The organism is Burkholderia sp. Ac-20349 (assembly GCF_017104865.1).
Lineage (GTDB): Bacteria > Pseudomonadota > Gammaproteobacteria > Burkholderiales > Burkholderiaceae > Burkholderia > Burkholderia aenigmatica.
This window is the reverse complement of record NZ_JAAGPM010000216.1, coordinates 1-9,022: the sequence shown is the minus strand read 5'-3', so window position 1 is coordinate 9,022 and position 9,022 is coordinate 1. Positions and strand designations below refer to the sequence as shown.

Below are 9,022 nucleotides of genomic sequence, written 5' to 3'. Positions count from 1 at the left end.
TGCAACCTCGACCTGCCGTTCTCGCACGTCGAGGCCGCGCACGGCATCCGCTTCGCCGATCATTTCGCGCGCGAACTCGACGCACTGCGCCCGTTCGAGCGCGACGGGCTGCTGACGATCGCGGCCGTGCGTTCGCGTTTGTTCGACGTCACCGCACCGCCCGCGCCACCACCCACTGCCCCGCCGATCACGGTGCCCGTGCTGCCGCCAACCGCGTTGCCGACCGCCGCGCCGGCAACGCCACCCAGCGCGCCGCCCAGTGCGTTGCTCGTGTCGCCTGCCACGGCCGGCACCGACGCCACCGCCGCCGCACCGACCACCACGGCCATCCCTGCCAATTTCTTCAGCATCTGTCTACCCTCTCCGATTGCGAGATATCGATGGGCGAATCTAGCACTTTTCCGGCAAACCCAACGTAATGAAGCGTTAAATTGGGCATTGCCCTGGCCGGAGCGCAAGCTTTCGCGGATTCAGGTGGCCGGATTCCGGATCGTGGAACCGCGCGAGATAGCGCGTGCCGCCCGGCCATTCAGGCATGTCGCCATGGCCGATCACGCGCAGTCGATCGTAGTCCCGGCGTTCGGCCGCTTCGTCGCGGGCCTGCGCGGGCCTGCGCGAGCATCGCGACGCGCCGCGGCCGCCCCGCCGCCTACCGGCTGCCGGGCCGGTAGGCGATGTCGAAACCGTGACGCGCCGGCAGTTCGCGCACCTCGGCCGCGGCCCGACGCATGCTGTCCCGCAGCAGGGGCGCGCCGTCGCGGCCGAGCGAGTTCCTCCCGTCATAAAAATGAAAGGTTGCCCGTGTGCCGGCACGCCCGCTGCGCCGGCAGCACAGCGCCGCGCCACCGTCTGTGTCTTTTTCCATGGGCGGTCCCGGACGATAATGAACGCGTCATCCCTGCAGCACGACAACACGCGCCGCGAGAATCGACGCACACCGCAACCGCGCAAGGAGGGCCTCCTGCATGACCACACCATTCAGGCTGGGCGACCACGTCCGGTGGAATTCGGAGGCCGGCTACGTGACCGGCACGATCATCGCGATCCACACCGCGGACTTCGACTACAAGGGCCACCGCCATCGCGCATCGCCCGACGATCCGCAGTACGAGATCAAGAGCGATCGCACCGACCACATCGCCGCGCACCGCGGCCGCGTGCTCGAGCGCATTGCGGGCAAGGACGACGCATGACGCTCCCGTTCTATACGATCGGCCATTCGAACCGCACGCTCGACGAATTCGTCGACATGCTCGGCGCGGTCGATATCGCGCTGCTCGCGGATATCCGCAAAATGACGCGTTCGCGTACCCATCCGCAATTCAACGAAGCGACGCTGCCGGACGCGCTGGCTGCAACCGGCATCGCCTACGAGCACATCGCCGAGCTCGGCGGCCTGCGCGGCAAGTCGCACGACGTGCCCGACGACGTCAACGACTTCTGGACCAACCAGAGCTTTCACCGCTACGCCGATTACGCGCTGTCACCCGGGTTTCGCGACGGCCTCGACCGGCTGATCGCAGACGGGCATCGGCAGCGCTGCGCGATCATGTGCTCGGAAGCGGTGTGGTGGCGCTGCCACCGTCGCATCGTGTCCGACTACCTGATCGCGCGCGGCGAAACGGTGCTGCACATCATGGGCCGCAACCGCGTGGAACCCGCACACCTCACGGCGGGCGCGGTCATCCGGCCCGACGGCTCGATCGTCTATCCGGACGTCGAAAGCGGCACCGCCACACCGGAAGCCGGCACGCCACCGCACGCGTGACGTCGCCCGCACGGCCGCGCACCCGCGTCGGCTTCCGACCATCGCGATCTGCATTATCATCGGGCCTCCACCGCGCCTGCCCGCCTCCGGCAAGCGGGCCCCGCCACCTCGCCCGTTGCACCCCATGCTCACTCTCGTCATCGTCGCCGGCTTGTGGGCCGGACTGCAGAACGCCCTCGCGGGCGGCGGCTCGTTCGTCACGCTGCCCGCCCTGATCGTGTCGGGCATGTCGCCGCTCGCGGCGAACATCACGTCGACGGTCGCGCTGTTTCCCGCGCAGGTCACGACCGGCTGGGCGAGCCGCAACATGGTGCGCGGCGTGGGCAAGCTGTCGTTTCGCACGCTGTTCTTCATCAGCGTGGTCGGCGGTGCGCTCGGCGGGCTGCTGTTGCTGAAAACCCCGTCGTCGATCTTCTCGCGCCTCGTGCCGTGGCTCGTGCTGTTCGCGACGATCGTGTTCGCGTGGGGCAGCATTTTCCGCAAGCCCAGCGAAGGCACGGGCCACCTCGGCACCGTCCCCGCAGCGCTCTCGCAGTTCATGATCGCGATCTACGGCGGCTACTTCGGCGGCGGGCTCGGCTTCCTGATGATGGCCGTGCTGACGATGGCCGGCCTGTCGCCGCGTCACGCGATGTCGACGAAGAACGCGCTCGCGGGCGTGATGAACGCATCGGCCGTCGTGCTGTTCCTGACGTCGCCGCACCTGCACTGGGGCTCGGCACTTGCGCTCGGCGGCGGCGCGATCGTCGGCGGGCTGCTCGGCACGTGGGCGCTGCAACGCGTGAACGAACGCATCCTGCGGATCGGGATCGTCTGCATCGGCGCGGTGCTGACCGTCGGGCTGTTCGTCAAGCCGATCTGATGCACGCCCCTTGCCGCCGCAGCAGCGGCAATTGATGAGCAAACCGCAAGACGTCTTTCGCATATCTCGTTTGCCGTGACGGCGGTGTCCGCCCACAATCGGGGATTGCCGTCGTCATCGCCCGCTCGCGGGCACCGACCGGCACTTCGCGGCCGTCATTCCGATTCACCGCCGGCGGCCCGGCCCATCGCGTCACACACGCTCCCTCGCCATCGGCGCCCTGTGCGGCGGCAGAACGCCTGCCGACGCACCGCCCGATGCGTTCCCGGCCGACAGGCCAACAATAAAAAGAGGTAGGAGATGCAGGACAACTCGTTGAGGCAGAGCCTCAAGCAACGGCACATCACGATGATCGCGCTTGGCGGCGTGATCGGCGCGGGCCTGTTCGTCGGCTCCGGCGCCATCATCGCGACCGCCGGCCCCGCGGCGATCCTGTCGTACCTGATCGGCGGCGTGATCGTCACGCTGGTCATGTTCATGCTCGGCGAAATGGCCTCCCGCAATCCCGACAGCGGGTCGTTCTCCACCTACGCGAGCAGCTATCTCGGCGAATGGGCCGGCTTCGCGGTCGGCTGGCTGTACTGGTTCAAGTCGATGATGACGATCACCGTCGAGGCGATCCTGCTCGGCGCGATCCTCCACGATTTCCTGCCGTGGCTGCCCGTGTGGGCCGGCGCGCTGTTCATGCTCGTCACGCTGATCGCGAGCAACGCGTACTCGGTCCGCTCGTTCGGCGAAGCCGAATACTGGCTGTCGTTTGCCAAGGTCGCGACGATCATCGTGTTCATGGCGCTCGGCGCATCGATCCTGCTCGGCTTCCAGCCGCGCATTCCCGCGCCCGGGCTCGTGAATCTCACGGATCACGGCGGCTTCATGCCGAACGGCATCTCGCCCGTGCTCGCCGGCGTGATGGTCGTGATCTTCTCGCTCGGCGGCAGCGAAATCGCGGCCGTCGCGGCGGGCGAATCCGAGAACCCGAGCAAGAACGTGATCCGCGCGATCAAGAGCGTGATCGTGCGCGTGATGGTGTTCTACGTCGGCTCGGTGTCGATCCTGATCCTGTGCATGCCGTGGACCGACAAGGCCAACCTGAAATCGCCGTATGTATCGCTGTTCAACATGGCCGGCTTCACGAGCGCGGCCGTCGCGATGAAGATCGTGCTGTTCGTGTCGTTCATGTCGGTGATGAATTCGTTCCTGTTCTCGAACTCGCGCATGCTGTTCTCGCTCAGCCAGCGCGGCCACGCGCCCGCGATGTTCGGCCGGACCAACGCGAAAGGCGTGCCGATGAACGCGCTCGTGCTGTGCCTGGCGATCTGCGTGTCGATCCTCGGCATTCACTTCGTGAGCGGCGGCGACCTGTTCCTGATGCTCGCGAAGAGCAGCGGCGCGTTCGTGATGATCGTGTGGATCTTCATCATCGTCGCGCACTTCGCGATGCGCCGGCAGGAGAAGCACGTACCACGCGATCCGCAGGCGTTCCGCGCGTGGTTTTATCCGGTGTCGAACTGGATCGCGCTGCTGGCGCTGGTCGCCGTGCTCGGCTCGCAGGCGTTCAACCCGGATTCGCGCTTCCAGTTCTGGTTCACGGTATTGACGGCGCTTGCGATCGTCGCGGCGTATTTCCTGCGCCGCAAACCGGCACAACTCGGCGACACGGCCGGCGCGAAGCTGCGCTGACCGTTACCCTCGGCGAGCGAGCGGCACGCCGGCGTGCCGCCGCTCAGTCGCCTAGCTGCTTAGCCGCTCAGCCGAACGGCCGCACGCCGATCAGCCAGCCGTGCAGGAACAGCGCGAAGACGGCCCACACGACGAGCCCGGCCACGATCGCCACGGCATCGCCCGACAGCTTGCCCGCCGGATAGCGGACGCCATCGCGGCGGTCACGCGCGCGCCACACGACGAAATCGACGAGCGACCACACGAAGAACGCACCGAACAGCACGACAGCGTGCAGCGTGCCGTTCGCGAGCAGGTGCGCGATCGCCCACACCGCCACGCCGGCCACCATCGGATGGCCGACCAGCGTCTTGATGCGGTTGCCGGGCACGTAGGAGGCGGCGATCAGCACGAAGGCGATCGCGGTCAGCATGCCGGTGAGGTGGCGCACACCGACGGGCGACACCCACAGCAGCGTCGCGCCCTGGCGCGCCATGCCGTACCCCCAGATGATCAGCACGAAACCGACGATCGATGCGATCGCATAGGGGCCCTTCCAGCGTTTCTCGCCGATCCGCGCGATCGTCGCCGACCGCCAGCCGTCCGCGACGATCCGGATCGAGTGCACACCGAGGAAGATCGCTAAACCGAGAATCAGGACGAGCATCGGTTGTCTCCGTCTGGAATGATGAGTGGGGAAGCGTCCCGCACGGCGTACGATGCGCCGTTCGCGGGGCCGGCGGCGAGGCCGGCACGGGTCGCGCCAGGCACGGGTGCGACCCGCGCCGATCATAAACGCCGAGGCCGCCGTTGTGAAGCATGGGGATGTGCGGTGCGGCAGGCCGGAGGGCTTTGCGCACCTGTGCGGTGCGCGCCGCCAGACATCGCGCGCCGCGCGCCATGCGTATCGGCCGGCGTTCGAGATCGAAAGAAAGGAAAACGAAATGCGCGAAGCTGTCGCTTCGCTCGATCGGTATTAAGTTTGCTTGCGTTTCGCCGGTGGGTTCGGTGCCGGCTTTGCTATCGGTTTCGCTGTCGACTTTGCTGCTGGTTTAGCTACCGGTTTTGCTGCTGGTTTCGCTGTCGGCTTTGCCGCCGGTTTAGCTGCCGGTTTCGCTGTCGGTTTAGCCGCTGGTTTCGCTGCCGGTTTTGCCGCTGGTTTCGCTGCTGGTTTTGCTGCCGGTTTAGCCGCCGGTTTCGCTGTCGGTTTCGCCACCGGCTTCGTCGTCGGTTTCGCTGTCGGCTTTGCCGCCGGCCTCCCCACCGATTTCGCCACCGGCTTGTCAGTCCGCGTCCCCGCCGCCTTCCCTTCCGCTGCCGGCTTCGCCACCGCCCTAGCCTTGCGCTTCGGCGGCCCCGCCAGCAACGCCGCGCGATACGCGCTGCGGCACCAGTCGAACAGCGCGCCGGCGTCCTCGAGCACGTCGGCCGGCGTTTCGTAATAGCCGTCGAGCGAAACCGTGCGCGTCGGCCGCTCGTACGAGAACGGCCCCATCCCCGCCGCGACGAACGCCGGACGGTTCACGTCATCCACACGCAGGAACAGCGACCCGCGCGACATGAAGCCGAACATCACGCCGTCGAGCCGCATCGCCGCACCGCTGAAGAACCGCACAACCGTAACGTTGCCGAGCGGCGCGAGCTGATACGCGATCTCCTCGCCGTGCGCCTTCTCCGACTGCCAGCTCATGCGCGCCCCGTGCAGCGCTGCGTCCACGCGTCGAGCGCCGCGTCGTCGAAGCCGACTGCCGCCGCGCTCTCGCGAATCTGCCGCCACGTCGCGCGGTCGACCGGAATGCCGCCGGCACCGCGCGCCGCGCGGCTGGCCTCTTCCGGTTCGCCGGGTACCTGCACCGGCGCATCGCCGGCCTGCGGCGACGCCTTCGCCCACGCGACGAACGCATCGGCTTCACGCTCGGCATCGGCCGCATCGAATGCGTTCGGATCGATCAGCACCGACAGCATCCCGTTGACGATCGCGCTCGTCTTCTGCAGCGTGTCACCATAGGTCGTATGCCCGCCGACGAGCGCGCCGCCGAAAATCTCGCACATCGCCGCCAGCGCATAGCCCTTGTGCAGCCCGAACGGCAGCAGCGCGCCGAACGGCTGCTCGTGCATCACGGCCGGATCGTCGGTCGGCTGGCCGCGATGGTCGATCAGCGACCCGGCCGGCACGCGCTTGCCCTGGTTGTACGCGACGCGCGTCTTGCCGTACGCGATCGCGCTCGTCGCGAAATCGAGCAGCAGCGGCGGCCTGCCCGCACGCGGATACGCGGCACAGAACGGATTCGTGCCGAAGCGCGGATCGGTGCCGTGCAGCGGCGCGACCAGCAGGTCGCCCGGCACGTTGACGAAGTGGAACGACACGAGCCCCGAGCGCGCGCACTGCTCGGCCCAGTGCCCGATGCGGCCAAGGTGATGCACGTCACGCAGCCCGATCGCGCAGATGCCCATGCGTCGCGCGCGCTCGATCCCCTCGACCATCGCCTCGAACGCGATCACCTGGCCGAAGCCGCGCCCGCCGTCGACCGTCAGCACCGCACCGCCGTCGCGGACGATCGACGCATGCCCGTTCAACTGCAACTGCCCTTCCCGCCACGACGCGACGTAGTTCGGAATCATCCCGATCCCGTGCGAATCGTGGCCCGCGAGATTCGCGCCGACCAGATGATCGGCGACGAGCGTTGCTTCGCGCTCGCTGCTGCCCGCCCGTTCCCAGAGTGCCGCGACGAATGCATGCAGCAGTTCGGCGCGCATGCGCAGCGGTTCGGTATCGGGCGTCGGCAGTGCGGTCATCGGCAAGGCTCCGTCAGGTCGGGTCGGGCAGTCGTCACGCTCAGCGCGCGGTCGCGATCACGTCCGCGACCGCCGCCGTCAACTTCTTCGCGTACGGCACGTGCAGGAATTCGTTCGGACCGTGCGCGTTCGACTTCGGCCCGAGCACGCCGCACACCATGAACTGCGCGGACGGGAAACCCTCCTGCAGCACATTCATCAGCGGGATCGTGCCGCCGAGGCCCATGTACGCGCAGTCGGCGCCGAAGTGGCGGCGCGACGCGGCATCGAGCGACGACGCGAGCCACGGCGCGAGATCCGGTGCGCTCCAGCCGGTCGCGGCACCCGCGTCCGGCTTGAACGTGACCTTCGCGTTGTACGGCGGATCGAGTTCGAGCAGTTCCTTCAGCTGCTGCACGGCCTGCGCGGCGTCGACGAGCGGCGGCAGGCGCAGCGACAGCTTGAACGCGGTGCGCGGACGCAGCACGTTGCCGGCATCCGCCAGCGCCGGCATGCCGGCCGCGCCCGTCACCGACAGCGACGGACGCCACGTCGAATTCAGCAGCGCCTCGCGCGGATCGGTCGTGGTCGGCAGCACCGGCTTGCCGTCCGCGCCGCACGCCCACGGCAGCCCCTTCCACACGGCGTCGCCGAGGATCGACGCGGCCGCGTCGGCTTCGCGCACGCGGCTGTCGGGAATCTCGCAATGGAACACGCCCGGCAGCAGGTTGCCGTTCTTCGCGTCTTCGAGGCGCTCGAACAACTGGCGCATCACGCGGAAGCTCGACGGCGCGATGCCGCCGAAGACGCCCGAGTGCACGCCTTCCTCGAGCACCTCGACCTGCAGGTCGCCGGACACGAGCCCGCGCAGCGACGTGGTGAGCCACATCTGGTCGTAGTTGCCGGCGCCCGAATCGAGGCACACGACGAGCGACACCTGGCCGAGCCGGTCGCGCAGCGCGTCGACGTACGGCAGCAGGTCGTAGCTGCCCGACTCCTCGCAGGTCTCGATCAGGCCGACGCAGCGCGGCCGCTCGATGCCCTGCTCGTCGAGCGCGCCGAGCGCCGCGAGGCTCGCGTAGATCGCATAGCCGTCGTCCGCGCCGCCGCGGCCGTACAGCTTGCCGTTCTCGTACTTCGGCGTCCACGGGCCGAGGTCCGCGCGCCAGCCGTCGAATTCGGGCTGCTTGTCGAGGTGGCCGTACAGCAGGATCGTGTCGGTGCTGCCCGAACGCGTGGCGGGCGATTCGAAGAAGATCACCGGCGTGCGGCCCGGCAGGCGCACGATTTCGAGCTTCAGGCCCTTCACGGGCTGCCGCTCGGCCCACTGCGCGGCATCGGTGACCACCCGCTCGAGATAGCCGCGCTTCGCCCAGTCGGGGTCGAATGCGGGGCTCTTCGCGGGGATCGCGATGTAGTCGGTCAACGCGTGGAGGATTTCATCGTTCCACTTGCGCTCGATGAAGGTAACGAGCTTGTCATGGTCGAGGACGGGGGTAGTGTCGACGGAGGTCATGGTGGGGGTGCCTGGATCGGGCTGACGAAAACCCAGATCATACGCCGATGCACCCGCGCCGGCGCCCCCTTCCTGGTCGTTCAGACCGCCTGCGGGAACGCGTCGCGCAGCCCTGCCGCGCACGCCAGCGCGTCGCGCCACAGGCGCCGCGTCAGTTCGCCCGCCTCCTCTTCACGCGCGAGCGCCGCAGCCTCGCCCGACCACAGCAGCGAGAAGTCGTCGCGGCCTTGCCGCTCGAACGCGCCGCGCAGCGGATCGACCGCGGCCGTCGCGGGCGGGAACGCCGGCGCGAGCGCGCTCAGCGGCCCCTGCTCGCGCATGAAGCGGGTCAGCAGCCCGCGCGCGGGGCGGCCCGTGTACAGGTTGGTCATGCGCGTGCCGTCGTCGCGCGCGGCACGCACCGCCGCGCGATGCTGCGCCGAGCGGCCGGCCTGCGGCGTCA

At 68.4% G+C, this 9,022-nt stretch carries 9 protein-coding genes and 2 pseudogenes; 4 read left to right on the top strand and 7 right to left on the bottom strand.

All coding sequences use genetic code 11. The features are described 5' to 3' along the window. Window positions 1–113: 113 nt before the first annotated feature. Window positions 114–350: pseudogene (locus G3N61_RS36460) on the bottom strand (glycine zipper domain-containing protein); the annotation flags it as partial. Between the two features lie 100 nt (window positions 351–450). Next, a pseudogene (locus tag G3N61_RS39890) lies at window positions 451–772 on the bottom strand (FAD-dependent oxidoreductase); the annotation flags it as partial. Between the two features lie 193 nt (window positions 773–965). Between G3N61_RS39890 and G3N61_RS36455 the strand changes: the two are divergent. The 4 genes from G3N61_RS36455 to G3N61_RS36440 all read left to right on the top strand — a co-directional run bounded on the left by G3N61_RS36455 (window position 966) and on the right by G3N61_RS36440 (window position 4,310). Then, complete coding sequence (locus tag G3N61_RS36455) at window positions 966–1,193, top strand: DUF2945 domain-containing protein (protein ID WP_006490334.1); 228 nt, start codon at window positions 966–968, stop codon at window positions 1,191–1,193. Beyond that, window positions 1,190–1,768 carry a DUF488 domain-containing protein gene (locus tag G3N61_RS36450; protein WP_205824826.1) on the top strand — a complete coding sequence of 193 codons (579 nt, stop codon included), beginning with the start codon at window positions 1,190–1,192 and terminating at the stop codon, window positions 1,766–1,768. Before G3N61_RS36455 ends, G3N61_RS36450 begins: the two co-directional genes overlap by 4 nt. Window positions 1,769–1,892: 124 nt before the next feature. Beyond that, window positions 1,893–2,630: a sulfite exporter TauE/SafE family protein gene (locus G3N61_RS36445; protein ID WP_205824824.1), complete on the top strand. Its 738-nt coding sequence runs from the start codon at window positions 1,893–1,895 to the stop codon at window positions 2,628–2,630. 300 nt (window positions 2,631–2,930) lie between these two features. Further along, window positions 2,931–4,310: an amino acid permease gene (locus tag G3N61_RS36440; RefSeq protein ID WP_205824822.1), complete on the top strand. Its 1,380-nt coding sequence runs from the start codon at window positions 2,931–2,933 to the stop codon at window positions 4,308–4,310. A 67-nt stretch (window positions 4,311–4,377) separates the two neighbouring features. Here the strand turns inward: G3N61_RS36440 and G3N61_RS36435 are convergent, their stop codons facing one another. The 5 genes from G3N61_RS36435 to G3N61_RS36415 all read right to left on the bottom strand — a co-directional run. Beyond that, window positions 4,378–4,956 (bottom strand): NnrU family protein, encoded by a 579-nt coding sequence (locus G3N61_RS36435; RefSeq protein ID WP_175022121.1) that lies wholly within the window; start codon window positions 4,954–4,956, stop codon window positions 4,378–4,380. Window positions 4,957–5,265: 309 nt separating this feature from the next. Continuing rightward, window positions 5,266–6,006 (bottom strand): TfoX/Sxy family protein, encoded by a 741-nt coding sequence (locus G3N61_RS36430; protein ID WP_346778605.1) that lies wholly within the window; start codon window positions 6,004–6,006, stop codon window positions 5,266–5,268. Further along, complete coding sequence (locus G3N61_RS36425) at window positions 5,976–7,085, bottom strand: malate/lactate/ureidoglycolate dehydrogenase (RefSeq protein WP_205824820.1); 1,110 nt, start codon at window positions 7,083–7,085, stop codon at window positions 5,976–5,978. The genes G3N61_RS36430 and G3N61_RS36425 overlap by 31 nt, the downstream gene beginning before the upstream one ends. A 40-nt stretch (window positions 7,086–7,125) precedes the next feature. Beyond that, a complete protein-coding gene (locus tag G3N61_RS36420) occupies window positions 7,126–8,580 on the bottom strand; it encodes a M20 family metallopeptidase (protein ID WP_043180066.1) in 1,455 nt (484 codons plus the stop codon). Between the two features lie 80 nt (window positions 8,581–8,660). Continuing rightward, the coding region (locus G3N61_RS36415; protein WP_205824818.1) for a nitronate monooxygenase at window positions 8,661–9,022 on the bottom strand (362 nt) is incomplete at its 5' end.